Consider the following 25,083-nt stretch of genomic DNA (forward strand, 5'->3'; position numbering starts at 1 on the left):
TGTCCGATTTTCTGGAATGATCCTAAAGGGTTGTCACGTGCCGTTCTTTGATGTCGCGCAAATTAGAAAGTACCAGTTTACGAAAGCTCACATCTCAAGATCAAACACCACCAATCCCGCCAAACCACCGTCAAGCATCCCGACCAGTTGCCCGCCAAGTTTCTGATGCTCGGGATGTTCAAGATAGGCATCGCGCGCGGCGGCATCATCAAAATCGATGCAGAACCCGTGACGGAAACCCTGTTCAAGGTTTTCCGGGCTGACCGATATGCCGCCGTCAAAGCCCCGCATGCCGGGGATGAGCGTGCCGAGATTGGCAAGGGCATCAAACAGGGATGTGATGTCATCCTGTTTGATGCCCGATTGGAATTTGACCAGAACGATATGGCGGATCATGACAAGACCTTTGTGAAGGTTAGCTTTGTCTGATTTCACCTTTGTTTCGTTTGGTCTGTCAACTGATGTGAACGTGATCAGCGACCATTAAGGCTTGCCGCAATGCTGTCCCCGATGATCGCAATGCCAAGATCAAGTTCTTCTTCGGTAATGGTCAGCGGCGGGGCAATGCGGAACACACCGCCCATGCCCGGAAGCTTGACGATATTCATGCTAAGCCCGCGCTTGAATGCCTCACTCGCAATCGCGGCCCCCAGATCATGATCGGGCGCACCGCCATCCTTGACGATCTCCATACCAAGCATAAGCCCGCGTCCGCGCACATCCCCCACGCATGAATACTGGTTTTTCAACGCAGCCAACCCGTCAAACAGCCGTTTGCCCAAGTGACCTGCGCGGGCCACAAGGTTTTCTTCGGCCACAACATCCAGCACCGTCACGCCAACTGCGGCGGGCAGGGGGTCGGAAACGTGGGTGGTATAGAACAAATAGCCCTTTTCATGGGCGGCATCTTCGATTTCCGGCGTGGTCATCACGGCCGAAAGCGGCAATCCGGCCCCGATGGTTTTTGAAAGGGTGAGGATATCGGGCATCACGCCATCACGTTCAAAGGCAAACATGGTGCCGGTGCGGCCAATGCCGGTCTGGGCCTCGTCCAGGATCAACAGCATCCCGCGCTCAACGCATTTCTGCTTGAGTGCGGCAAGGTAACCTTTGGGAAGTTCCAGCATCCCGCCGCTTGACAGGATCGGCTCGGCAACAAACGCCGCAAGATTGCCGGTCGATTGCGCATCAATCAGGTTAAAGGCGTCATCAAGCTCGGTCTGCCAGTCAAGCGATCCGTCGGCATTTTTAAACCGCGGGCGAAACGCATTGGGGGCCGGAATGGCCAGCGATCCGACCGCCGCCGGGCCATAACCCTTGCGTCCCGCACTATAGGTCGCCGATGCCGCAACCCCGGTCATCCCGTGCCAGCTTTTGGAAAAAGCGACGATCTCGTGCTTGCCGGTAACAAGCTTTGCCATGCGAATGGCGGCTTCGTTGCTTTCGGCACCCGTGGACAGCAAAAGCACGCGATCAAGCCCCGGCGCAAGCGCGGCCAAACGTTCGGCCAAGGTGACGACCGGGCGGGTCAACATGCCGCTAAACAGGTGGGCCACGGTTTCGACCTGGCGCTGCACGGTTTCGACGATTTTCGGGTGCCCGTGCCCCAAAACCGCACTCATTTGCCCGGATGTGAAATCAAGGATCGCACGATTATCGGCATCATACACAAACGATCCCTTGGCACGTTCGATGATCGCCGGTTCAAACGTTCCGCCATAGCGGATCAGGTGTTTTTTGGCGGCATCCCAGAATTTCGGATCGGAATTGTTTGACATGGTTGGCTCCCTGCAAGCGTGTGTCTTTGATGGATACAGGGTATCGGCTGTTGATATCTTCGTAAAATTGATAATGATAGCATTCCGGTATTGGAAAAATTGATATACATTGGACGACGCCATGCAAACCCTGCTTGATCTCAAACTGCTGACGACCTTTGTGCGCGCCGCTCATTCCGGGACGCTAAGTGCCACCGCCCTTCAGGTCGGGCGCACGCAATCAACCGTCACCATGCAGATACAGCGTCTTGAAGATGCACTGGGCCAGACGCTTTTTCATCGCAGCGGCAGTGGCGTTACCCTGACCGGAAGTGGTGAACGGTTTCTTGGCTATGCCGAACGGATTTTGAAATTGCATGACGAGGCGGTCTTTGCCTTTTCTGATCGGGGCTTGCGCGGTTCCATGGTGTTTGGCTGTCCCGAGGATTACCTGATCGCCTTTTTCCCGGCCCTGCTTAAAAGCTTCGGGACGATCTATCCGGATGTCGAGATCAGGGTGGTTTCGGCCCCGACGCCGGAACTCCATAAGATGCTGCGCGCGCGCCAGATTGACCTGGCACTGGTCTCGGTCGCCAACCCGGACGGAGAACCCGATATCGCACGGACAGAACAACTGGCCTGGGTTGGTGCCAAGCCGACCCTTGATCTGCATGATTTCGGTACCGGGATTGGAAACAGTATCGGAGAAGAGGCAGGCGACAGTCCGACAGCCGCTCGGACCATCCCGCTGGCCTTGCCCGCATCAAACGCCCTTGATCACAAGGCCGCCTGCGATGCCATGAACGCCGCCCAAATTCCCTACAAGATTTCCTATGCCAGCAGCAGCCTGACCGGCCTGATCGCCGTGGCCCGTTCGGGGCTCGCCATCAGTGTGATGATGCAAAAGGCGGTGCCAAATGATCTGTATATCCTCAAGGCCCCGTTGCCAACCTTGCCCAAACTGGGCCTGAAAGTCATCGCAGGCGAGGGCACGCAAAACCCCGCCACGACCGCCTTCGCCGATCACGTCAAAAACATGCTGCCGTTTTTGTGATTTTTTGGAAGTGCGGTCACCGAAGTTCGGCTGCCGCCCCTGTCCCCTAACGACTTGTGAAAAGGCCGCATCGACCCCAACCGCTTTGTGGCGCTGACATCCGCCAACCACGCCAAGCTGTATGGCATGTACCCGCAAAAGGGCACGATTGCGATTGGCTCAGACGCCGATCTTGCTCTTTGGGACCCCAACAGAAACGTCACCATCACCAACGACATCCTGCAACAGGGCTGCGACTACAGTCCCCATGAAGGCCTTGAAGTCAAAGGCTGGCCGGTCCACACCATCGTGCGCGGCAAAACCGTGGTGAAGGGCGGGGAAGTCACCGGACAGAAGGGCGATGGCAAATATTTGCCACAGCAGAAATCAAATCTGGTGACGTCAACGCCGATCTGAGCAGACCGGCGATCGCTTGCGGATAACGCCATTTGAGAAAAAGCCTCACTGTAACAAAGTGCAAGGTTAGACTCTCGAAAACGCTTCGAGAAAGCAAAAGAGTTCTAGATATCGTAACCTAGGTGTCTTGCAAGAGGTCCGTAATCAAGTGTGGAATACATGGTCTGATAGGAGGCGCTACTGCCAGGCTGAGTCGCTATTTTTTTGCTCTGGTAAGCTGATAGAATCTTTTGCAGGTCATTTTTATTGCTAACTTTTATCATAAAGATTTTGCCTGCTTTAGTTGTGGCCCACTCACCGCTGATTTGAGTTTTAAGCCATTCGCAGAAAAGTCCATATGGCGTTGGTAGCCTTTTTCCTGAGTTGTCGAACTTTATCCGTGTTGGTAGTGCTGGTGGACAAACGCAAGAAATTTGGTATGCGTTTGGATGGTCAATCGTGAAATTGTTCCAGCTTTTCTTGGTCATCTCTCTGTTCCTTCTTGATGATTATTTAATGCAGTTATTGATTGTGGAAATTATACTTTTCCATTGATCGCGCTCATCAGTGGTCAATTCGCTGGAAGTATGGTCTCTAGACCATTGGAGGAAGGCTTTCGCCAGCCGATATTTTGAGAAATCTGTGATCTCTTTTTCAAATATGCTGACAACTGATCGTGCTGGTTGTTCTGTTGCCGTTTTTTCAATGTCCCATCCTAGTTGGGACTTCGCAATTCTGACAAGAGTCTCGCGGAGCATGTCTTCGATTTCGGAAGACTTGATAGGGTTTCTTAAAAAATCTTTTGTGCGAAGAATGTTCTTCTTGCCCAGGGTGTGAATGAGCGTTTCTTGTTTGGCTGCTTGTTCACCTGCGCTATCAGAGTCGAGCAATGCCGCTACTTTGAAACCTTGCGCGTGCAAAATCGTAGCAAAATAAATTACTTTTCCAGCAGTATTGGCTGGTACCAACGCGATTTTATCGTTGAGTTTTGCTTCCCCTGAATCCCGCAATAGAGCAGCGACAGCATCTACATACCAATAATCCGTTAGGCCCTCTAATATCAGGTTCTGTTTTTGAGTGAAAAGGCTCTGGGCAAGGTCATATCCGAGAGCTTCTTGTAGCGGCAGAAGGGCTGCAGGGTCATTGGCCGTCACTGATGTGTGAACTTTGGTACCCGTTTCGCGACTTTCCATTTCGACAACCCGAACTGAGTCGAGTTCGTCCGGGCCGACTAGGAATGGAGAATGTGTCGTATAGATCGTTTGATTGTTGGCTGCCAAGCGAGATATTGTCTTTCGAAATTCTCTCTGCTTCAGTGCATGTAAACTCTGCCCTGGTTCGTCAAGAAGCAGGATAGCGTTTTTGTGATCTCCCTCAGCCTCCGCAAAAAATACTACGAAAAAGGATACAAGCCATTGAAATCCTTCGGAGCGTTGATCAAGCTCAACTTCAACGCCGAGATCGTCTTCTACCGTGACTTTAAGATACTGACCGTCTGCCCTTAAACGAAGTTTGGCTGCCTCTCCTTTGTTTTCGTCCGGATTCCATACGGATCTTATTTCCCGTGTTAGGTTTACTTCCGCAGAATTTAAAAGATACTGGCGCTCATCAAGCTGGGCGCGAAATGCGTCAAGTGCTTCAGGATCAGATGCGTCTGGCTCTGGGGCTCTACCCATGTCAGAAAGTTCCTTAGCATCGAAGCCTAGTAGATTCAGTAAGCATACATTGCCGTAATCATATCTTTCGTCATCCAATGAGCCGTTTGCTATCCGGGATGCAAGTTGATTCAAATGAATCAGTGGGCGAACTCTAAAATAGTTGCTGAACAAAACGAATGTTGGAACTCTCTCACGAAGATAATGGACAGCTTTGTTCCGTAATGTGGAAATACTTATTTCGTATTTTAGTCTGTCAAAACGTTCTTCTTGTTTATGATCATCTTCGTCAACCAAGTTGAAAATGCTTTCAAGCCAGTTTAGTAGCGATTCTGATTTTTGTCCCTCAATGATCTCATTGGGCGGCCATCCGTCTGTAATCTCTGATAGCTGACTGGTTGGAGATTCTGTCTCGTTTTCTTCTGTCGGCACAAAACGGGTTTCGATATGTGACGCCAGACGCTTTAGGTCTTTTTCAATATCCGAAAACGTTGGTTTCGCTGGTGCATTAGAAAGGCGGTTCCCGGTCGAGTTATCCAGATTGCGCCAAAGTACATAGTTGGCATCTTTCATTCCTTCGGGGAGGAATTCTCGATCATGGTCGTCAAGTTCGAATTCTGCTTCCACAACGCGGACCTTTGATGGGTCTACGTGCCCTAGTTTGATTTTGCTGTATTGGGCTCGGGGAAAGTCACGAAGCGGGTTTAGTTTTTTGATATTCTCAGGAGGGTTTAAATGTTGGATGGCTTGGAGTAAGGCGGTCTTACCTGCTTCATTGGGGCCAACCATGATTGTTTTGTCTGAATCAAGATCAAATTCACCGCTGTCGATTATGGAGCGATAATTTTGTACACGGACTTTTCTGATTCTCATTTTGGTCCCCTCCCTAGAGCCGGTCAAAGGTGAGCGAGATTCACCTGCGGCTTGAAGCGAATTTGGGAGCTGCGGATGTCTAGTTGGTTGTCGTTGAAAGCAGATTTACACAAAAAGCCCCGCCGCAATTACGTATTTCTCGTATTGTTAATGTTGATCTTAAAATATTCAACTATAAATAATGTTAAGCGAGGGCGGATGTTTCAATCGATACAACTGAAACGATGTGGTCGTCAGACCACTTTAATGTTTGAGCGTTTGATCATTTTCATCAAATCGGTTTTCGGATGCTGGGGCTTGGCCCTTCATAACGATCCACCTAGCAGCGGCATGAGTAGCCAGTCACTGCATGTTTTGGAGGCCGGTCGCATCCACCTTCTTTTTCCAGCTAAGGTCAAACAGCTATCAGGATAATCTTGGAGATACAATTTCGATTATAGTTATTCAATTAAAGATTGTCATTCGTTGATGTTTGTTTATGTTGTGGCTTGTCGGCGTCGAGGGCAAATGACATAGGCACAATTTTCCGCAGCTAAGTTTTGTTTCGCAAAGTGGAGGGTGTAATGGGAAATGATAGAGAAGATATGATTCAATTTGATAAATCAGAATTGAATGAACTGGTTGACGCTCAAAATGAAATCTTGTGGAAGTTCTCGCGTCAGGTCGATGAGTGGGCCAACAATTATGCCAACATGCCTGTTGCGCGGCGGCCATCTTGGATTGGCATCATCCTCATAGCATTGGCAATTTTGCTCGATCTAAATATTGTTCAGTTCATTTCACTAAAGTCAGAAGGCTTCACTCAATTGATTTTTGTGACTGGTATGATCGCATTGGGTTTAGGTGCGTTTTTGGAGGCTGCGTTGACCCTCGTGCAACATCGAGTGGACAAAAAAAGAAGAGAAGATATCGAGGAGTTGCTGAAGGAAGCGAGAAAGAATGAAGATAAATGGTTCTCTCGGATCGTTGGAAGATGATTAATGCTCAAATATCTCCTTGGAATTTGAGCTAGTCTCTTTGCGGATATTAAAATGAAATATGTTTGGCTAAGGTGAGGTTGATTGATTCATCATCTGAGCTAAATACTCCACCGGATGCTGTGGCTTCACACCTTCATAACGTTTGACCTGACAGCGACACGAATAGCCGGTCACCAGCATGTTTTCCGCCCCCGTCGCATCGACCTTCTTTTTCCAGCTCAGCTCATACAACTCGCGCGAGGTTTCCTGATGGCGGGTTTCGTGGCCGTAAACGCCGGCCATGCCACAACATCCGGTTTTCTCGGTTGTCAGTTTAAGACCGAACGCCTCAAAGATTTTCTGCCATTTTACGCCGACATCCGGGATCGATGTTTTTTCCGTGCAATGGGGGAACAGGCTTGCCGGAATGTCCATGTTAACGGCGTTATCAATTTTCGGTGCCGTAAGGCGACCGTCACTGATTTCAGACGCCAGCCATTCATGGAACAGGTGCACGCGATAATCCGGCCGATCTGAAAGGCGCTGGGCGTATTCCTGGCGATAGGTCAGGGTGACGCTGGCCTCGATCCCGACCATGGCGACACCGGATTTGGCAAGGCGGCCGTAAACAATATCGTTCTGCTTGGCCTGATAATCGAATTTCTTGAGGAACCCTTTGACATGCATGGCCTTACCATTGGGGCGATAGGGCGGCACAAATACCCGGTATCCAAGGCGTTGCAAAAGGTCCACATGGGCAAGGAACACGTCGGTGTCATAATGCGTGGTAAAGCAATCCTGCAGGATAATCACCGACCTGGCCTTTTCATCGGCACTCAGGCCATCAAGATCAGCCTGCCGGAATTTGCCAATGCCACGCGCACGTAAGCCCGATTTAAGGCCCCGGGTGTCAAGCTTTGGCAAATCGGTCAGGCCGATGAAGCGTTTGAAAATCCATGGCATCGGCGGGATCGATTGCAGGGCATTGAACAGGCCCGGCGCGCTTGCCAGAAGCGGCGCCATATATTCAAGTTTCGCAATGACGTAATCCTTCACCGGGCGCTTGTAGCGGGTGTGATAGGTCTCAAGGAACCGGGATTTCATTTCCGGGATATCGACCTTGACCGGGCATTGCCCCGCGCACGCCTTGCATGACAGGCAACCGGCCATCGATTCATACACATCGTGCGAAAAATCGCGCCCGTTGATCACCGCCAAATCCTGGTTCATCGGGTCGGTGCCGACCGAAAGCTGTCGGATCCATTCGCGCAGCATTCCCGCGCGGCCCTTGGGCGAATGCACGCGCGACCGCGTGACCTTATAGGACGGGCACATGGCATCCATCAGATCCCAGTTAAAGCAGGCCCCGTTGCCGTTGCACCGCGTCGCATTAAGGTACTCATCACGAAGCGCATCTTCGATCTGGCGATCAAGTTGCCCGCGCATCGGGGCTTCGTCGATTGCCGTGATCGGGATGTCTTTGGAATAGGGGGATGCGATCTTGCCGGGGTTTAATTGTCCTTCCGGGTCAAAGGCTTCCTTGATGCGGCGAAGAACGTCATAAAGCTCCGGCCCGAAATAGATCGGGCTGTATTCACCGCGGAAACCCTTGCCATGTTCGCCCCAGATCAGGCCGTTATAGCGTTTGGTCAATTCCGCGACCGCGTCCGAAACCCGGCGCAGGCGCGCTTCGTCTTCTTCGTCGCACATATCAAGCAGCGGCCGCACATGCAGGCACCCGACATCGACATGGCCAAACATGCCGTAATCAAGGCCCTCGGCATCAAGGAGTGCGCGGAATTCGGCGATAAAATCGGCAAGGTTTTCGGGCGGTACGGCGGTATCTTCGACGAATGGTGTCGCGCGGCGTTTGCCTTCTAGATTGCCCAGCAACCCCACCGATTTAGCCCGGATTGACCAGATTGCGGCGATCTGGCCAGGGTCGGTTGCCTGCACAAAGCCGATCGGGGCGTAAGCCGTGTCGGGATTGCCATCAAGATAAGCGCGCAATTCGTCCTGTTTGGCAGCAACTTCTTCGGGCGTTTCGCCAACAAATTCAACGACGTTAAAGCCGCGCGTGGCAACGGTACTGTTTTCCGTACCCAAAAGCTTGCCCAGCATGTGCCAGCTTTCATCCTGCTCGGCCAATTTCATGACCTTGTCATCAATACTTTCAATCGCCACAGGATCAAATTTTACAAGGGCTTGCACGTGACGAAGGGCCGAATCAAAGCTGTCATACCGGACAACGGTGATCGCCTTGTGTTTGGGCAGCGGAATGACGCGGAAGGTGATTTCCTTGACCATGCCAAGGCTGCCCTCGGCCCCGGCAATCAGGAAGGAAAGGTTCATATCCCCTTGATCGGAAACGGCTTCCTTAAGGTTATAGCCGGTCAATCCCCGGTTCATTTCCGGGAAAGTGGCATTGATCTGATCGCGACGCGGGGCGATTTCGTCATGGACCTTGCGATAAAGCGCGCCAACACGGTCGTCGCGGGACATGATTTCCTTTGCTTTATCGGCACTTAGGGCCGATGTGCGGAAATCGGTGCCGTCAATCAGAACCGTGGTCATGTCATGGATATAGTGACTTGTTTTGCCATAAATCCGCGATCCCTTGCCCGAGCTGTCCGATCCGATCATGCCGCCAACCGTGGCACGGCTCGCGGTCGAGACGGCGGGCGGGAAGAAATAGCCATGCGGTTTCAGCCAGGCATTAAGCTGATCAAGCACCACGCCCGGTTCAACATGAACCAGTCCCTTTTCCGCATCAAAACCCAGTATGTGATTGAGATACTTGGAAGTATCGAGAATGATGGTGTTATTTAGCGACTGGCCATTGGTGCCCGTACCGCCGCCGCGCGGGGTGATTTTCACCTCGCTGAATTTTTCGCGACCGGCCATTTCCATGACGATATTGATGTCATCGCGGGTGCGCGGCTGCAACACCGCACGGGGCATCACCTGATAGACGCTGTTGTCCGTCGCATGGATCAGGCGGGTCGGGAAATCTGCATGGATCTCGCCGCTAAATTTTCCTTCGGTTTCAAGGGTTTTGAGGAAACTTAGCGTCAAACTGTCCAGCGACCGGTCCGGGGTCAGGCGGGGCAATTTGGCAATAACGCTTTTGGCGGCGGTCGCGGCGGGCATGGTGATCTCTCTGTCTGCGATCCCCCGGCTGGATGCCGGTTTGGTTCCGGGTTTGATGCCAGATCTGATAGCAAGTCTGATACCGGACTTGATATCGGATTTCATGGCGGATCTGGCACCGGGGCGGGATCGATGTCATGGCAATTTTCCCTATTTGACCCGATCAGGATTAATTGGACAAATTGAAAATTCCGAATGATTATTAGTTTTTACCTAATAATCCCGACTGGAAAACCATGCTGCAAAGACCGACTTGCTGACACCTCCTGACAGAATTTTGGAATTCGGGCCCCTTTGCCGGGAAACCGGCGGCCGTTTTTAGCCAACGCAGCCTTTTATTTGTATGAGGATTTGTTTTCAGGCCGGGAAATTGGCATCGGGCATCGATCAAAGGGTGTGGATGCGCAGCCGCCAAAAAGTGCCGGTGTAAAGAAAAGTTTACAGCGCGTGGTGCTGTTTGGTTGAGCCGCGGCGGTTTGAGCTGTTCTGGCGTGAACCCGTCCTGGCAACGGGGGGCTGGTTTGATGGTGTCTGGCCTGATGGTGTTTGGTCCGGACTGGCCTGGGCAGGGCATGTTTGGTTCGGTTCAGTTCGGGCAAGTTTGGTTTGGGCTGGTTGGCTCTGAGTTGGTCCGTTTCAGTGCGACCCAGCCCAGCGCGCTATAGCGCGGTTCAGTCGGCATTTGGTCGTCCGGCTGGCATGCGGATTAGGGATTTGGGTGTTTTGGGCATGGTTTCTGTGCCGGGGCATGAGGGGAAGGGCATGGGCGGAAGGCGTGAGCCGAAGGTCTTCCGGAGCCTTGCAGAAGCGGTGCAATCGCCGGGCAGAAGTTGTGCAGAAGCGGTGCAATAGCCAGGCGGAAGTCGTACAGTGACCGTGCAATAGCCGTGCAGCAGTCGGGGCGCAACTGTGCAGTAGCCGTTTTGGCGGCGTGCGGATACAGATGTTCATATTGAAACTGCTCGGAAGCCGCTTGCAAGCTGCGCTGAAGCCGTTGGAAAGAATGCAGAAGCAGTGCTGAAACTGTACTGATGTTGTCGGTGATTTGATTGGGCTGTGATGGCCGGTATCACCGGGTCATAAATGGCCAAGAAAAGGGGGAGTTTCGATGTTTTCATCGCTGAATATGCGCCATATGCGGTCCTTTGTGGCGGTGGCCGATCACGGGTCCTTTACGGCGGCGGCGGCCGTGCTTGGCGTCACCCCGCCCAGCCTGACTACCACCATCCGCCAATTCGAGGATGTGACGGGGGCAGCCCTTTTTGATCGCACGACACGGCAAGTCACCCTGACCGATACGGGGGAACGGTTCTTGCCGGTGGCAAAGCGGTTGATTGGCGATTTTGAGGAAGCATTGGGCGATCTTGACGCGCTGTCCAAGGGGATTGGCGGGAAAATCACCATTGCGGCGGCCCCGTCGGTTTTGACCCGTATTCTGCCGGCCGTGATATCGCGCTTTGTGGTCGATCATCCCGATGCGCGCTTGCGCCTTGATGAAATGAATGCCGGGGAGGTTCATGCAGCCGTGGCGGCGAACGAGGCCGATTTCGGCATTGCCGGGGAGTGGGAAGCGCTGCCCGATATCGCGTTCCGTCCGCTGTTTTCCGACCGGTTCGGGGTGCTGTGCCGGGCTGATCATGCCTTTGCCAAACACCCGTTCGTGACCTGGGCACAGTTGGCCGATCAGCCCTTTGTCGGGCTGGGCCCGGAATCCGGGACATCGGCAATGATGGCCGGGGTCAGCGGCGAGCCCCGGGGGGAGGGCACGGCAAAGGCGCCGCAATATAGCGGATCGGATTTCACAAGTCCGGCCATCGAAGATGCCGCAAGGCTTGGCATCGCGGCGGCCAAAGGGGTGATGAAACAGGCCGAAAAACTGGCGCGCGCACAGAATAAACTGGCCGACCAGCGCGCGGAAAAAGCCGCGAAATCCCCCGCACGCGCAGGCGCGGGCGACGGTGCTTCGGTCATGCCGATCAGCCTGCCGCGCCCGACGGTCGAAACATCCAACACCCTCACGCTGGCCGCCATGGTGGCCCAGGGGGTGGGGATCACGGTTCTGCCGGAACTGGCCGCCCGGGTGTCGGACATGACGCGTGACAAGGGGCTTGTCTTCGTGCCGCTGTCCGCCCCGGTCCGTCAGCGCCATATCGGCATCATCACCCGCAAAAGCAAAAGCCTGTCGCCGATTGCCAGCCTGTTCCTGCATCAGGTCCGCGAACAGGCCGCAGGCCTTGATCTGCCAGCGGCGTTGGAGTGGTATTGATCGCATGAAGGGAACACATCCCCGGTGTAATTAAAACTTGATGATTGTCAGGGGGGAATTTGCTACTTGGCCACGCAAGCGTTGGCAGCCTTTGAGAAAGACAAACGGTGTGCAGTATTCCTTGGTCTAACCGGAATTTGCCGGGATACGTTGCTGGAGGGCTTGCGCGGTTCGTATATAAAGTACAAAACCCTGTTGCAGCAAAAACGATAATAATGCGTGGCGCGTGATTCCTGAATGAGTGCTTATTACAAGTCGATAGATGGCCTTCGGGCGATTGCCGTTGTTGGTGTGATTTTATATCATTGTGGGCTGGCGACCTTTTCCGGAGGCTATACCGGCGTCGATGTGTTCTTTGTGATTTCCGGGTATCTGATTGTATCTGGCATTGCCCGGGATATTGATGCCAATAGTTTCTCGTTGAAAAGCTATCTGGTGCGACGCGTCAGGCGGATTGTTCCGGTCCTGATCGGGATGCTTTTCGTTGTGTCTTTTGCATCCGTTTTTATTCTTCTGCCGGAAGATCTGGATTTTTATGGTCTGTCGCTTTTAGGGGCGTCGGCGTTTATTCCGAATGTTATTTTCAACAAGGCGTTTTCGTATTTTACCTCGTCCAACTCGCCGGTAATCCATCTGTGGAGCATCGGGGTAGAGGTGCAGTTCTATGTCGGGATTTCACTGTTTCTGGTTTGTCTCAGCAAGATGAAACTGCTGAACAGGACGTTGTTTCTCGTTGTGTTGCTGTCACTGATTTCGTTCGTTTCCAATATTGTCCTGATTGAAAACCACCAAAATCCCGTCTTCTATTACACGCCTTTCCGCTTTTGGGAATTCGGCTTGGGGGCAATTGTCGGGCTGGGGATGCTGCCGGCCCTCCGGCACAAAATACTGGAAAACGTGCTGAGTTTTCTTGGCGTAATTCTCGTCCTTGCGCCGATATTTATCTATGACACCACCTGGTTGTTTCCGGGCTTCGCTGCACTTGCGCCCTGTCTTGGTACTGCGATCATTTTGTACTGCATCGAGAGTGACGCCGTGCTGGTAAGGGCTTTGCGCCAGCCTGTTCTGACGCTGGTTGGCAAAGCATCCTATTCAATCTATATCTGGCATTGGCCGATTATTTTCTTTTATGAATACAGCCTGGACAGGGCGATGGCGGCGAATGATATCGCCATTCTGCTGGTTGCTATATTCGCAGTCGGTTTTGCGTCCTGGTACGTGATCGAAAACCCATTCTATCAACAGAAAAACAGACCCAATTCAAAGCCCTTGATTTTCGGGTGCCTTGGCAGCTTTGCTGTGCTTTTGCTTTTCGGGGGGGGATTAGTCCATTTCAAGGGCTTTCCTGAGCGCCTTCCCCCTGCAGCACTGGCCGTGATTGACGAGGCAGAATACGTTGAGCCAAGCGGTTGCCCGGAAAATGCGCCTGATATTCGGGAGCGTAGCCGTACTGATAGCTATTGCGTCATAGGTGATCAAAATGCCTCGCCGAGCTGGGCCTTGTGGGGGGACAGTCATGCGCGGGCCTTGAGCGGGCCGTTTTCCGAAATGTTGCTGCAAAACAAGGAATCAGCCTTGTTACTCGGGCTTCACGGGTGCCCGGCGTTGCTGGACATCAACGTTACGCATTACCTGTCGGGACTTTGTCAAACGCATAATCAGAATGCCTATCAAAGGTTGTTGGCGCAGCCCGGGATCAGGAATGTGATCATGTCCAGCCGATATTCCCTGTATCTTTATGATACAGCCACAGGTGGTCTTGCCGGGCAGCGAAAAACGATCAACCTGATGGATGGCGAGGGTTCCCGACTGACGGAGCAAGAACGGATCACACTGTTCCGTAAGGCATATCAGGAGACGATGCAAAAAGTCGTCAGTCTTGGCAAAAATATATACGTCATGACCCCGATGCCCGAAGCAGAATTCAATATTCCGGAAGTTCTGTCTCGGACGTTCTGGAGAGGGGGCCGCGATAGTGACATCAAAATCCCGGAAACCGATTACCTGCGTTTGAATGAAGTGGTCCTGGAGGCCATGGACGCAGTCGCAAAAAAATATCCAGGTAAAATTCACTGGATCAGCCCACATGATGCCTTTTGCAAAGACGGGGCCTGTGATGTCATGGCAGACGGTCATATTCTTTACAGGGATAGCAACCATCCAAGCAGCTTTGCCGCCCACATCTTGCTGGCGCCAATTGCCCGGGAACTGCAATCCCCGAATTAGGCTGAAGGCCGAAAAACATTCAGAATCTGCAAGTTTGACCTCAGTGCTTCGCCGCCCCGAAACGCAGCCCGTCAATCATCAGTTCGAGCATCATAGGTCGATTTGGCCGGTGTTGTATTGAAGCTAAAAAGGCAATGTGAAATGTTAAATCTTCGAAAAAGTGAAGGGGGAATAATGAAAAAAGCAATCATTGCCGTAAGCTTGATACCTGTTCTTGCAGGCTGTAGCGTGACTCGAAACGTAGTCCCAGTTTCTGGAGTAATACAAACGGGCACAGTAATCTGTGTCGAGGATAATCCACGCGTGACGGAGCCTGAAATACTCTCTGTCATCATAAACAGTATCAATGCGCACGATTACAAGCCGAAGATCTATCAAGAAGTGCCTGACGATTGCGCATACAAGCTGACATATGTCGCGTATCGAAAGTGGGATTTTACAACGTTTCTAAGCCAAGCTGACATTCGCCTGTTTGAACAGAACGAGTTGATTGGTCAGGTGTTCTACAAGCTGCCGAACGGCCTGTTTGGTGGCGGCGGGCTCAACGCGTCCAAATGGGCGTCAACAGAAGAAAAAATTGGCCCCTTGATGGATGAATTGCTGCGCGGGGCATCCGGGAAAGGGTGATCTTGGGCGCAGGGTATTCCTAATAGCTTTGCTTCGCTGCCAGCATTTTGCAGGTGCCGGTTGTCCGTGAACTGACATCCTCGGATTAGGGCAAAGGGTAAAGCGATAAAGCAATGTGCGCTTGGCGGCCTGGTCCTAGGGCTTCGCCGCCCCGAAACGCAACCCGTCAATCATCAGTTCGAGCATACGATGCGTGTGTTCAGCACCTTCGGTGCCGCCGACGGAGGCGAGGTTGCCGATGGCGCGGAGCAAGTCAAAGGCGTCAATATCGCCACGGATTTCGCCGGCCCTGGCTGCTGATTGCAGAAGGGATTGCAGGGTCGGTTCGAAATTGGCGCGGAAATAGGCGGGCAGGGCATCAAAGGCCGGATCGCCGGAATAGAGGGCGGCGGCCAATCCCTTTTTGGTGACGATGAACTGGCAATAGCGTTTCAGCCAGTGGGTCAGGGCATCACCCGGACCATATTGGCCGGTAAAGTCGGCCGCGGCTTTGACGCAGGCATCGACTTCGCGTTTGTAAACACCAACCACAAGGTCGCTGCGTTTGGGAAAACGACGATAAAGCGTGCCGACGCCAACACCGGCCCTGGCGGCGATTTCACGCACCGGCGCATCCACCCCCGAGGTCGCAAAAATCTCCTTGGCGGCTTCAAGAAGCGCGTCCTCATTGCGCAGGGCATCGGCACGGATGCTTTTTTTTTCGACGGCAGTATCGTCGGTCATCTCATTGTTTTCCAATAGCAAAATCAGGTTTTGACGCGCGGACGGAATCGTCGCGTCAAATTTTGCGCTTGATAAACGGAACGATGTTCCATATTTGCATTCGCATAAGCGGAACGTTGATCCATTTATAGGCCCCGCTTACGGGCCACAGCTTATCGGATCAATGTTCCGTTTCGGGATATATAGGTGAAACATCCGGTTTCGCCAATCGGAAAAGGATCTCAGCGATGAATAACCTGATTGATAAGGCCCGCCACATTCCGGTCAATGAAGCTGTTTCGACCATTTCGGTGTGTCCGGTGATCCTGGCCGCACCCGGGCGGCCCAAACCGATCGAAATGCGGGTGACGGCCCCGGCACAGGGGCGGGATTTGCCGATTATCCTGTTGTCGCACGGGCATGGTCCGTCGCTTTATATCCCGTCCAAGGATGGCTATGGGCCGCTTGCCAATTTCTATGCCGAGCACGGCTTTGTCGTGATCCAGCCGACCCATGGCAATTCCAAAGTCGCCGGGTTTGGCGCGAACGCGCCCGGCGCGCCGTTCTTTTGGCGATCGCGGGTCGAGGATTTCAAAACCATTCTCGATCATCTTGAGGATATCGAACGTGCCAGCCCTATTCTGGACGGTCGGCTTGATCATGGCCGGGTGGCGGCGGTCGGTCATTCACTGGGCGGGCAGACGGTGGGCATGTTGCTGGGCGCCCGGCTGAGCGACAGTGCCGACCCGGATGCGCAGGATGTCAATCTGATCGAACCACGGATCAAGGCCGGGGTTCTTTTGGCCGCACCGGGCCGGGGTGGCGACAGCCTGAGCGATCATGCGCGCCAGAACTATACCGCGCTTAATCCCGATTTTTCGCATATGACGACGCGGACATTGGTGGTGGCGGGCGATCAGGATATCAATCCGAACCTGACCACGCGCGGGGCGGCCTGGCACACCGATCCGTTTCATCATGCACCGGGCGGGGAGTTCTTGCTGACACTGATCGGTGGCAAACACGGGCTGGGCGGCATTGCCGGATATGATGCCAAGGAAACCGATGACGAAGACCCGGACCGCCTTGCCATCACCCAGCGCATGACATGGGCCTATCTGCGATCCGCGCTTTATGGTGATGACCCGGCATGGACGGATGCCTGTGCGGGGCTTGCGCAACATGCAGGCGAGTTGGCGTATGTTGAGGCGCGGGCGCGGAAGCAGGCGGCCGCGATGGCGACGTGAACAAAGATTGCCGATGGCAGCAGAATGGGTTGGGGTTTTACTGATGCGGGGCCGTATCAGAGGAGGCTCGATCGGTACAATGGATGTCCTGCGGAGAAGCCCGGGCCGAGCCAAGGGAATAGATTGAGCCATGTGTGTCTTTGCCAGACCGGATCGGCAGGACAGTTGGGTTCGGTAATCCGCATTCCGGGGCCCGAGGTGATTTGAATTTTTGCGCAGCGGGGCGGGCGGGTGTCGGTTTTGTTGCGGTTTAATAATAAAATAAATGGCGGAAAACTGCCATTGTAAACGTTTCAAATGTTCATAAAACTGAAACGCGGACGTTATCGAACTGTCTTTTTTGTCGGCTATGGTGTTGGCCGTCAGAGGAGAGTGAGTGATGACGTCGAAATCAACCATGCGCGACGTTGCAAGCAAGGCCGGTGTGTCGATTGCAACCGTTTCACGGGTGATCAACAGCCCCGATGAAGTGCCGACGGAGACGGTTGAACGTGTCCGTGCCGCCATGCGTTATCTGAACTATCGTCCGAACATCAATGGCCGTCGCCTGAAGATGGCGCAAACCCGATCTGTCGGGGTTCTGGTGCCGACGATGGCCAACCCGGTTTTTGCGACCTCGGTCCAGGGGATCGAGCAGGCCGCGCATGAAGACGGCCTGACGGTTTTGCTGACATCATCGAATTATGACCCGCAACGCGAGTTGGGGGCGGTGTCGACGTTGCTCAATAACCGGGTGGATGGTCTGATCCTGACCCTTGCCAATGCCGATGACAATCCGGTGATTGATCTGTTGAAGGCGGAAAATATACCGTTTGTTTTGTTGTTCAATCAGCCCGCCCGCAAGGATGTCGCATCGATCAGTGTCGATAATGCCAGATCGGCCTATGACATGACGCAGGCAATGATTGCGCAGGGTCACCGATCCCTTGCGATGGTGGCGGGCCGGTTTGAAAGTTCCGACCGTTCCAAGCAGCGTTTCGATGGATTTGGCAAGGCATTGTCCGATGCCGGACTGGGGGCAGCGCGCCTGTGTCAGGTTGGATTTGGTGAAACAGAGCTGTTTGCACCTTTGAAAAGTTTTCTGACCGGCCCGGATGCGGTGACCGGTCTGGTTTGTTCCACCGACATGCTGGCAATTGCCGCGATGAGTGCATGCCGCGAACACGGTTTGAGTGTTCCGGGCGATGTGTCTGTGGGCGGAATTGATGGAATTGCGGTGGGTGGGCTGATTTCACCGAAACTGTGTTCGGCCGTTCAACCCACCCAGGAGATGGGCCAGCAGGCGCTTGCATTCCTGCGTGGCCTGATAAGGGGGCAGACAAACCCGCAAAGTTTGATCCTGCCCCATCAACTTAGCACGGGTGAGTCAATCGGGCCCGCCCGGCATCCGTCATCACCCCGATTATAGGGAGATCAAAAGTGCGTTTCAAACAACTTGTACTGGGCGTTGGTTTGGCTGTTGCTGCGGCACAGCCGGCATTCGCGGAAGATGTAGCCATTTGTTATAACTGCCCGCCGGAATGGGCAGATTGGGGCGGGCAGCTTAAGAACTTTTCCAAAGACCTTGGCATTGACGTTCCCCAGGATAACAAAAATTCGGGTCAGACCCTGTCGCAGCTTTTGGCAGAAAAAGAAAACCCGGTTGCCGACGTTGCCTATTACGGGGTTTCGTTCGGGATCAAGGCCAAGGAAGCCGATGTTGTCGATGCATACAAGCCGGTCAATTTCGATGCCATCCCTGATGGTCTGAAAGACCCGAATGGCAGCTGGTTTGCCATTCATTCGGGCACGATTGGCCTGTTTGTCAATGCAGATGCCCTTGAAGGTGCGGCTGTTCCGCAAAGCTGGTCTGATCTGTTGAAGCCGGAATACAAGGGTATGGTCGGCTATCTTGATCCGTCGAGCGCGTTTGTCGGTTATGCCGGTGCGGTTGCGATCAACCGTGCAATGGGCGGGTCGCTTGATGATTTCACCCCGGGCATCGAGTTCTTCAAGAAGCTGAAGGAAAATGATCCGATTGTGCCCAAACAGACCGCCTATGCGCGTGTTCTGTCGGGGGAAATTCCGATCCTGATTGATTACGATTTCAATGCCTATCGTGCGAAATACAAAGACGGCGCGAATGTTGAATTCGTCATCCCGACCGAAGGAACGGTTGCGGTTCCCTATGTGATGAGCCTAGTTAAAAACAGCCCGCATGCCGAGAATGGCAAGAAGATCCTTGATTATGTGATGTCTGACAAAGGTCAGGCCCATTGGGCAAATGCCTATCTGCGCCCGGTGATTGCAAGTGCAATGTCCGAAGAGGCCGCATCCAAGTTCCTTCCGGCCACGGAATATGCCCGCTCAACGCCGGTTGATTATGCGAAAATGGCAACCGCACAGGGCGGTTTCGCCGAGCGTTACCTGTCCGAGGTACGTTAAGGTGGCTTTGCAAAACCTTGGGGAAGGGCGTTCGCGCCCTTCTTTTTCCAGATATTTCGGAATGTCGCGTTCGGCGATGGCCAGTCCGGCGACCTTTATGGCGTTGATGGCGCCCGGTGTTGCGATTGTTGCGGCGTTCTTTCTGATCCCGCTGGTTCTGGTGGCGATGGAAGTTGCCAACGGCCCGGACGGCTGGGCGACCTATTTGGTGATCCTGACCAATGCGCGGTATTTTGAAAGTTTGGTCCAGACGCTTTTGATGTCGGCAGGTGTGACGGTTGTTGCCCTGATATTGTGCGGGATTGTCGGCATGTTTCTGGTGCGTAACCGGTTTTCGGGGCGCAGTGTTCTGATCGGGTTGCTGACCCTGCCATTATCTTTTCCGGGGACAGTTGTCGGTTTCATGGTGATCATGCTGGCCGGGCGGCAGGGGGCTGTGGGCAGCATCAGCAATGCGTTGATCGGCGAGAAGATCGTTTTTGCCTATGAGATTGCCGGGCTGTTTATCGGGTATCTTTATTTTTCCATTCCGCGGGTGATCCTTGCGGTTATGGCATCGGCCGAAAAGCTTGATCCGCAGCTTGAAGAAGCGGCGCGATCGCTTGGCGCACCACGATGGCGGGTGGTGCGTGATGTGATCCTTCCGGGATTGATGCCCGGCCTTATTTCATCGGGGGCGATCTGTTTTGCGACCGCGATGGGGGCCTTTGGCACGGCCTTTACGCTGGCAACCGATATCGATGTTCTGCCGATGGTGATCTATACCGAATTTACCCGAAACGCCAATATCGCGGTTGCAGCCGCACTGAGCATCGCGCTTGGTTTGATCACCTGGCTGTGTCTGAGTGCCGTGCGGTTCCTTGTTGGTGAAAAGGCCGATCTGGCGACACGGGGGGGCGCATGAGACGCGGCGGGCCGTTTTATGCGCAGCTTGGCCTGACGGTTTTGCTGTGCCTGTTTATCGTAGTGCCGATTGTGATGTCGGCACTGGCCGGGGTGACGGTCAATGTTTTCAAGGGGCTGTCATCGGGACTGACATTGCGCTGGATATTCGAGGTCTGGGACCTTTATGCGCAAAGCATTCTGTTGTCCTTGTGGCTTGCGGTCGCGTGTCTTGTGGTGACGACCCTTGCCGGGGTGCCATTAGCCTATGTGCTGGTCCGGCGTCCGAACAGACTGACACGGATGTTTGAGGAAATCCTGACCCTGCCGGTTGCCATTCCGGGGCTGGCATTGGCGCTTGCCTTGCTGATTACCTATGGCGGGTTTGGCAGTTTCAGAAGCAGCTGGGTCTTTATCCTGATCGGGCATGTTCTGTTTACCATGCCGTTTATGGTGCGCTCGGTCGCGGCCGTCATGTCGGCGATGGATATGAAAACCCTTGAAGAAGGCGCGGCAAGCCTTGGTGCCGGGTTCTGGCACCGGTTTCTGCATGTGATTGTGCCAAATGCGACGCCTGGCATTCTTGCCGGCGCATTGATGGTGGTGACACTTTCGATCGGGGAATTCAATCTGACCTGGATGCTGCACACGCCGCTGACCAAGACATTGCCGGTCGGGCTTGCAGATTCCTATGCGTCGATGCGGCTCGAGATCGGCAGCGCCTATACCCTTATTTTCTTTGTATTGATCATGCCGTTGCTGATCGCAATGCAGATGCTTGCCAATCCGGGCAAAAAGCGTCGGGCAGCGTCGCAGCCGGCGGAGGACGAATAATGAACGCGACCGCGATGGCGCAACCGGGCAGCCAGACTGTTCAGACTGAAAAAACGGGCGGTACCCGCATCGAGCTTGCCGGGTGTACCAAGACCTTTCCCGACGGGACACGCGCACTTTTGCCGTTTGATTTGACGATCAATGGCGGTGAAACCCTTGTTCTGCTTGGCCCGTCGGGCTGTGGCAAGACAACGATCTTGCGGCTGATTGCCGGTCTGGAATTTCCGGATGCCGGTGGAAAAATCACCTTTGGCGCGGATGATGTTACCAGTCAGTCGATTGAAAAACGCCGGGTCGGCATGGTGTTTCAATCCTATGCCCTGTTTCCGAACATGACGGTGGCGGAAAATGTCGCCTATGGGCTTAAGGTGCAGAAAGTCGAACGCCGCGAACGTGATGAACGGGTGCGCGCGATGCTTGAAATGATGCATATCGATATGCTGGCCGATCGCCGGATTGACCAGCTTTCGGGCGGGCAGCGCCAGCGCGTGGCCCTTGCGCGTGCGATTGCCCTGCGTCCGCGGGTGTTGCTGTTGGATGAACCGTTGACGGCACTTGATGCCAAATTGCGGGTCACGTTGCGAACAGAGATCAACAGCCTGTTGCGCAAGCTTGGCATCACGGCGATCTATGTCACCCATGACCAGGAAGAGGCGATGGCGCTGGGCGACCGGATTGTTGTCATGCAAAAGGGTGCAATTGCCCAGATCGGCACGCCGCGCGAAATCTACCGCGCGCCGCGGTCACCGTTTGTTGCCGATTTCGTCGGGGCCAGTAACCGGCTTGACGGGCGGATCGAACAGAACAGCCTTGTTCTTGGCGATATCAAAATCGGTCTGGAGCAGATCGGTCACGCCGTGGAAGGTGGTCCGAACGGGCATCATGACGGCAATACAGGGCAGGGTGCGGCAGATGTGTATTTTCGTGCCGACGGGCTTGCGATCTGTACGCCGGATCAGGGGCAGATGCGCGGTCGGGTCGAGGCCATTTCATATCTTGGTGAAAAGTCGCGCCTGACGGTTTCGGGGATCGGGGAAAGTGCCATCACCCTTGATGTTGATCCCGATTTTCAGATCGCGATCGGGGATGACATTCATTGCCGTTTCAATCCCGAACGTCTGACAGTTTTTGGCCGACATTCGAATGCCCGAAACGCCGCACAGACGATGTGACGGCATTGGCACGAGACAAAAAGAAAGATCAAAAAGCATGATAATTGCACAATTGACCGACCTGCATATCGGTGCGGGGCGACGCCTTGCCTATCGCAAGGTTGATACGGCAGCTGCGCTTGAAAAGGCGGTCAAGCGGGTCAACACCATGGTGCCGCGTCCTGATATCGTCCTGTTTAGCGGCGATATCGGTGATCTGGGCATTGATGCGGAATATGCGCTTGTTGCGGAAATCCTGAGCGGGCTTGAGGTGCCATATTTCATGGTGCCGGGCAATCATGACCAGCGTTTGCCGTTGCGCCAGGCATTTCCGGATGCAACCCCGATTGATGCCGACCAGAGTTTTGTCAATTACGCGGTCGAGGGGTATCCGGTCCGGTTGATCGGCATTGATACGCTTGATGAAGGACGCCCGGAAGGCAAGCTTGCGCCCGAGACGCTGGACTGGCTTGAGGAAACCCTGTCAGGGGAAACGGAAAAGCCCTGTTTGCTGTTTATGCATCACCCGCCGATCCGGGTTGGCATCACGCATATGGATGTTCAGAATCTTGGCGACGGGGCAGCACGGCTTGGCCGGATCATTGCGGCGCACAAGGACCGCATCAAAGCGATTATTTGCGGGCATGTGCATCGCCCGATCCATACGCTTTGGGCTGGTGTGCCGCTTATTATCGGGCCGTCGGTTGCCCATCAGGTTGCACTTGATCTTGATCCGGCCGGGCCATCGGCATTCGTCATGGAACCCCCGGCAATGCATTTGCATGTCTGGGATCAGGAACAGGGCTGCTTGTTGACGCATCTGGCCTATATCGATGGCTATGACGGTCCGTATCCGTTTTTTGATGCGGATGGCAAATTGATTGTCTGATGCGGTTGCCGGGCCGGCAACGGGGGTGGTTTTCCAAACTGGCAATTTGTGCCGGCTGCGACATATCATGATTGCGGGTTGTGTGATGTCAGGCAGGAGGCGGTATGAGTGCGAAGGGCGCGGAAACGGGGACGGAAACCAAAACCAAAACCGAAAAGGGGACTGATGCCGGGGGTGATGCGCGCACGGATGCCGGGGCGGGTCCGGATGCTGGTCAGGGTGCCAGTGCGAGTGCCAGTGCGGGCAAAAAGCCGCGCAAGAATATCAGTCTGGCCCTTCAGGGGGGCGGGTCGCACGGGGCGTTTACATGGGGTGTTCTGGACCGGTTGCTTGAGGATGAGGAACTGAGCATCGAGGCGATTTCGGGGACCTCGGCCGGGGCGATGAATGCCGCAGTGGTGACGTCGGGGGTTGCCAGGGGCGGTTATGAAGGCGCACGGGCCGATCTTGAAACCTTCTGGCGTGCGGTGTCCGAAGCCGCGCGGTTCAGCCCGCTGCAACGCAGCCCGATTGATATTCTGTTTGGCAACTGGTCGCTTGAAAACTCGCTGGCCTATATGTGGCTTGATATGAGTGCCAAGATGTTTTCGCCCTATGACCTTAATCCGGCGGGGGATAATCCGCTGGCGGCGATCCTGACAGAAGTCGTGGATTTCAAGGCGTTGAACAGTAGCCCGGCCAAGCTTTTTATCACCGCGACCAATGTTGAAACCGGGCAGGGGCGGGTATTTCGCAATCCCGATATCACGGTTGATGTGTTGCTGGCATCGGCCTGTTTGCCAACGATCTACAAGGCGGTCGAGATTGATGGCGTGCCTTATTGGGATGGCGGTTATACCGGCAATCCGAGCCTTGGCCCGCTGGTGCTGGAATGCGGGTCCGATGACACGGTTCTGGTGCAGATCAATCCGGTCAGGCGGCCGGGGGTGCCCAAAACGTCACGTGAAATTGCCAACCGGCTTAATGAGGTTTCATTTAACAGCAGCCTGATGAAAGAGCTGCGGATGATTTCGATCCTGCGCAAGGATGCGCCCGAACATATGTGCGAAGCCGCCAAATGGGGGGCGATGCGCATGCATTGTATCGCCAGTGAAGATATGCTCGATCTTGATCATTCCTCGAAACTCAATGCGGAATGGAGCTTCATGACCATGCTGCGCGATCTCGGGCGGGAGGCGGCAAGCGCGTTTCTGCGAAAGCATCGCCGCGATATCGGTGTCAGGCCGTCGCTTGATCTTGATCTGTTTGCGCCTGATTATACGTCCTGAGATCCTCGGTTGGGCGATTGCACATTGCGCGTGCGGGGCGTAGGCTTGTCTGTCTGCATCAGATACATGACGCTTGGAGATTGGCAGTCCAAAGACAAACCGCCCGATAGAACCAACAAAGTGCGACCGGAAATGTCCAAAACCGAATTTGAGAAAATGCAGGCAGGGGAATGGTATAGCTGCCTTGATCCGGAGCTTTCGGCCCTGCGCCGCCGTGCGCTTGAAGCCTGTCACGAGCATAGCGTGCTGTCCCCGGCAGAGCGCGGCAATATCGGGCCGTCCTTGCGTGCCCTGTTTGCCGCCTGTGCCGATGATGTGCGGATCGAAGCGCGGTTTCATTGTGCCTATGGCATCAATATCCATCTGGGGCGGGATGTGTTTTTGAATGTCGGGTGCGTGATCCTTGATACCGCACCGGTCCATATCGGCGATCATTCGATGCTGGGCCCCAATGTGCAGATTTACTGTGCGGACCATCATCGTGATCCGCAATTGCGCAAGGAACATCTTGAAGTCGGAAAACCGGTGACGATCGGGGAAAATGTGTGGATCGGTGGCGGGGCGATCATTTTGCCGGGCATTACCATCGGCGATGATGCGATTGTCGGGGCCGGATCGGTGGTGACCCGTGATGTTGCGCCGGGCACCACGGTTGTCGGGAATCCGGCACGGGCCATCGGATGATGTTCGGATCGTTTTGACTTTTCCTCAAAATCCCCCCAAAAAAAGCGGCAGCCAGAAGGG

21 protein-coding genes are annotated in these 25,083 nt (G+C 54.2%); 15 read left to right on the plus strand and 6 right to left on the minus strand.

Features of this window, described 5'->3' with window-relative positions; genetic code table 11:
- Positions 1-87: 87 nt before the first annotated feature.
- Together CU041_RS04460 and CU041_RS04465 are read right to left on the minus strand one after the other, a co-directional pair.
- The gene (locus CU041_RS04460) at positions 88-435 is read right to left on the minus strand and encodes a Dabb family protein (RefSeq protein WP_233433004.1); all 348 of its coding nucleotides are present in this window, start codon (positions 433-435) and stop codon (positions 88-90) included.
- 38 nt (positions 436-473) lie between these two features.
- Positions 474-1,778, minus strand: coding sequence for an aspartate aminotransferase family protein (locus CU041_RS04465; RefSeq protein ID WP_101245954.1), 1,305 nt, complete (start codon positions 1,776-1,778; stop codon positions 474-476).
- Between the two features lie 121 nt (positions 1,779-1,899).
- Here CU041_RS04465 and CU041_RS04470 point away from each other — a divergent pair, with 121 nt between their 5' ends.
- Both CU041_RS04470 and CU041_RS04475 read left to right on the plus strand, forming a co-directional pair.
- A complete protein-coding gene (locus CU041_RS04470) occupies positions 1,900-2,811 on the plus strand; it encodes a LysR family transcriptional regulator (protein WP_101245955.1) in 912 nt (303 codons plus the stop codon).
- 69 nt (positions 2,812-2,880) lie between these two features.
- On the plus strand, positions 2,881-3,207 hold the full coding sequence (locus tag CU041_RS04475; protein ID WP_267893500.1) for an amidohydrolase family protein: 327 nt from the start codon (positions 2,881-2,883) through the stop codon (positions 3,205-3,207).
- A gap of 104 nt (positions 3,208-3,311) precedes the next feature.
- Here the strand turns inward: CU041_RS04475 and CU041_RS20555 are convergent, their stop codons facing one another.
- Both CU041_RS20555 and CU041_RS04480 read right to left on the minus strand, forming a co-directional pair.
- Complete coding sequence (locus tag CU041_RS20555; RefSeq protein WP_170310130.1) at positions 3,312-3,674, minus strand: hypothetical protein; 363 nt, start codon at positions 3,672-3,674, stop codon at positions 3,312-3,314.
- Between the two features lie 21 nt (positions 3,675-3,695).
- A complete protein-coding gene (locus tag CU041_RS04480; RefSeq protein ID WP_101245956.1) occupies positions 3,696-5,714 on the minus strand; it encodes an AAA family ATPase in 2,019 nt (672 codons plus the stop codon).
- Positions 5,715-6,277: 563 nt separating this feature from the next.
- On the opposite strand from CU041_RS04480, the gene CU041_RS04485 reads away from it, so the two are divergent.
- Entirely contained in the window at positions 6,278-6,691 is a 414-nt protein-coding gene (locus tag CU041_RS04485; RefSeq protein WP_101245957.1) for a hypothetical protein, read from the plus strand.
- A gap of 69 nt (positions 6,692-6,760) precedes the next feature.
- Here CU041_RS04485 and CU041_RS04490 read toward each other — a convergent pair whose 3' ends face one another.
- Positions 6,761-9,823, minus strand: a complete 3,063-nt coding sequence (locus tag CU041_RS04490) for an FAD-binding and (Fe-S)-binding domain-containing protein (RefSeq protein WP_101246408.1) — start codon at positions 9,821-9,823, stop codon at positions 6,761-6,763.
- Positions 9,824-10,931: 1,108 nt separating this feature from the next.
- On the opposite strand from CU041_RS04490, the gene CU041_RS04495 reads away from it, so the two are divergent.
- The 3 genes from CU041_RS04495 to CU041_RS04505 all read left to right on the plus strand — a co-directional run bounded on the left by CU041_RS04495 (position 10,932) and on the right by CU041_RS04505 (position 14,942).
- Positions 10,932-12,089 carry a LysR family transcriptional regulator gene (locus CU041_RS04495; RefSeq protein ID WP_101245958.1) on the plus strand — a complete coding sequence of 386 codons (1,158 nt, stop codon included), beginning with the start codon at positions 10,932-10,934 and terminating at the stop codon, positions 12,087-12,089.
- 237 nt (positions 12,090-12,326) lie between these two features.
- Positions 12,327-14,315, plus strand: a complete 1,989-nt coding sequence (locus CU041_RS04500) for an acyltransferase family protein (RefSeq protein WP_101245959.1) — start codon at positions 12,327-12,329, stop codon at positions 14,313-14,315.
- Between the two features lie 174 nt (positions 14,316-14,489).
- Positions 14,490-14,942, plus strand: a complete 453-nt coding sequence (locus CU041_RS04505) for an Sbal_3080 family lipoprotein (RefSeq protein ID WP_170310131.1) — start codon at positions 14,490-14,492, stop codon at positions 14,940-14,942.
- A gap of 135 nt (positions 14,943-15,077) precedes the next feature.
- Here CU041_RS04505 and CU041_RS04510 read toward each other — a convergent pair whose 3' ends face one another.
- On the minus strand, positions 15,078-15,665 hold the full coding sequence (locus tag CU041_RS04510; RefSeq protein WP_068518073.1) for a TetR/AcrR family transcriptional regulator: 588 nt from the start codon (positions 15,663-15,665) through the stop codon (positions 15,078-15,080).
- Positions 15,666-15,892: 227 nt separating this feature from the next.
- Here CU041_RS04510 and CU041_RS04515 point away from each other — a divergent pair, with 227 nt between their 5' ends.
- From CU041_RS04515 to CU041_RS04555, 9 genes are all read left to right on the plus strand, one after another.
- On the plus strand, positions 15,893-16,891 hold the full coding sequence (locus CU041_RS04515) for an alpha/beta hydrolase family protein (protein WP_101245961.1): 999 nt from the start codon (positions 15,893-15,895) through the stop codon (positions 16,889-16,891).
- A gap of 379 nt (positions 16,892-17,270) precedes the next feature.
- The gene (locus CU041_RS04520; RefSeq protein WP_101245962.1) at positions 17,271-18,299 is read left to right on the plus strand and encodes a LacI family DNA-binding transcriptional regulator; all 1,029 of its coding nucleotides are present in this window, start codon (positions 17,271-17,273) and stop codon (positions 18,297-18,299) included.
- Positions 18,300-18,310: 11 nt separating this feature from the next.
- Positions 18,311-19,315, plus strand: coding sequence for an ABC transporter substrate-binding protein (locus CU041_RS04525; RefSeq protein ID WP_101245963.1), 1,005 nt, complete (start codon positions 18,311-18,313; stop codon positions 19,313-19,315).
- Between the two features lie 61 nt (positions 19,316-19,376).
- Positions 19,377-20,219 carry an ABC transporter permease gene (locus tag CU041_RS04530; RefSeq protein ID WP_101245964.1) on the plus strand — a complete coding sequence of 281 codons (843 nt, stop codon included), beginning with the start codon at positions 19,377-19,379 and terminating at the stop codon, positions 20,217-20,219.
- Positions 20,216-21,031, plus strand: coding sequence for an ABC transporter permease (locus CU041_RS04535; protein ID WP_101245965.1), 816 nt, complete (start codon positions 20,216-20,218; stop codon positions 21,029-21,031). The genes CU041_RS04530 and CU041_RS04535 overlap by 4 nt, the downstream gene beginning before the upstream one ends.
- Entirely contained in the window at positions 21,031-22,203 is a 1,173-nt protein-coding gene (locus CU041_RS04540; protein WP_233433006.1) for an ABC transporter ATP-binding protein, read from the plus strand. Before CU041_RS04535 ends, CU041_RS04540 begins: the two co-directional genes overlap by 1 nt.
- A gap of 37 nt (positions 22,204-22,240) precedes the next feature.
- Complete coding sequence (locus tag CU041_RS04545) at positions 22,241-23,071, plus strand: phosphodiesterase (RefSeq protein WP_170310132.1); 831 nt, start codon at positions 22,241-22,243, stop codon at positions 23,069-23,071.
- A 104-nt stretch (positions 23,072-23,175) separates the two neighbouring features.
- Positions 23,176-24,339, plus strand: a complete 1,164-nt coding sequence (locus CU041_RS04550; protein ID WP_101245967.1) for a patatin-like phospholipase family protein — start codon at positions 23,176-23,178, stop codon at positions 24,337-24,339.
- A 132-nt stretch (positions 24,340-24,471) separates the two neighbouring features.
- Positions 24,472-25,023 (plus strand): sugar O-acetyltransferase, encoded by a 552-nt coding sequence (locus tag CU041_RS04555; RefSeq protein WP_101246410.1) that lies wholly within the window; start codon positions 24,472-24,474, stop codon positions 25,021-25,023.
- Positions 25,024-25,083: the final 60 nt, after the last annotated feature.

Origin of the sequence: Thalassospira povalilytica (assembly GCF_002844235.1) — a bacterium.
Taxonomy (GTDB): domain Bacteria; phylum Pseudomonadota; class Alphaproteobacteria; order Rhodospirillales; family Thalassospiraceae; genus Thalassospira; species Thalassospira povalilytica.

Bases quoted from the DNA above. Each gene is read 5' to 3' on its own strand.
- CU041_RS04535 (WP_101245965.1), top strand. From the start codon at position 20,216: ATGAGACGCGGCGGGCCGTTTTATGCGCAGCTTGGCCTGACGGTTTTG.
- CU041_RS04470 (WP_101245955.1), top strand. From the start codon at position 1,900: ATGCAAACCCTGCTTGATCTCAAACTGCTGACGACCTTTGTGCGCGCC.
- CU041_RS04555 (WP_101246410.1), top strand. From the start codon at position 24,472: ATGTCCAAAACCGAATTTGAGAAAATGCAGGCAGGGGAATGGTATAGC.
- CU041_RS04495 (WP_101245958.1), top strand. From the start codon at position 10,932: ATGTTTTCATCGCTGAATATGCGCCATATGCGGTCCTTTGTGGCGGTG.
- CU041_RS20555 (WP_170310130.1), bottom strand. From the start codon at position 3,674: ATGACCAAGAAAAGCTGGAACAATTTCACGATTGACCATCCAAACGCA.
- CU041_RS04545 (WP_170310132.1), top strand. From the start codon at position 22,241: ATGATAATTGCACAATTGACCGACCTGCATATCGGTGCGGGGCGACGC.
- CU041_RS04540 (WP_233433006.1), top strand. From the start codon at position 21,031: ATGAACGCGACCGCGATGGCGCAACCGGGCAGCCAGACTGTTCAGACT.
- CU041_RS04520 (WP_101245962.1), top strand. From the start codon at position 17,271: ATGACGTCGAAATCAACCATGCGCGACGTTGCAAGCAAGGCCGGTGTG.
- CU041_RS04500 (WP_101245959.1), top strand. From the start codon at position 12,327: ATGAGTGCTTATTACAAGTCGATAGATGGCCTTCGGGCGATTGCCGTT.
- CU041_RS04515 (WP_101245961.1), top strand. From the start codon at position 15,893: ATGAATAACCTGATTGATAAGGCCCGCCACATTCCGGTCAATGAAGCT.
- CU041_RS04550 (WP_101245967.1), top strand. From the start codon at position 23,176: ATGAGTGCGAAGGGCGCGGAAACGGGGACGGAAACCAAAACCAAAACC.
- CU041_RS04465 (WP_101245954.1), bottom strand. From the start codon at position 1,778: ATGTCAAACAATTCCGATCCGAAATTCTGGGATGCCGCCAAAAAACAC.
- CU041_RS04490 (WP_101246408.1), bottom strand. From the start codon at position 9,823: ATGCCCGCCGCGACCGCCGCCAAAAGCGTTATTGCCAAATTGCCCCGC.
- CU041_RS04485 (WP_101245957.1), top strand. From the start codon at position 6,278: ATGGGAAATGATAGAGAAGATATGATTCAATTTGATAAATCAGAATTG.
- CU041_RS04530 (WP_101245964.1), top strand. From the start codon at position 19,377: ATGTCGCGTTCGGCGATGGCCAGTCCGGCGACCTTTATGGCGTTGATG.
- CU041_RS04480 (WP_101245956.1), bottom strand. From the start codon at position 5,714: ATGAGAATCAGAAAAGTCCGTGTACAAAATTATCGCTCCATAATCGAC.
- CU041_RS04505 (WP_170310131.1), top strand. From the start codon at position 14,490: ATGAAAAAAGCAATCATTGCCGTAAGCTTGATACCTGTTCTTGCAGGC.
- CU041_RS04510 (WP_068518073.1), bottom strand. From the start codon at position 15,665: ATGACCGACGATACTGCCGTCGAAAAAAAAAGCATCCGTGCCGATGCC.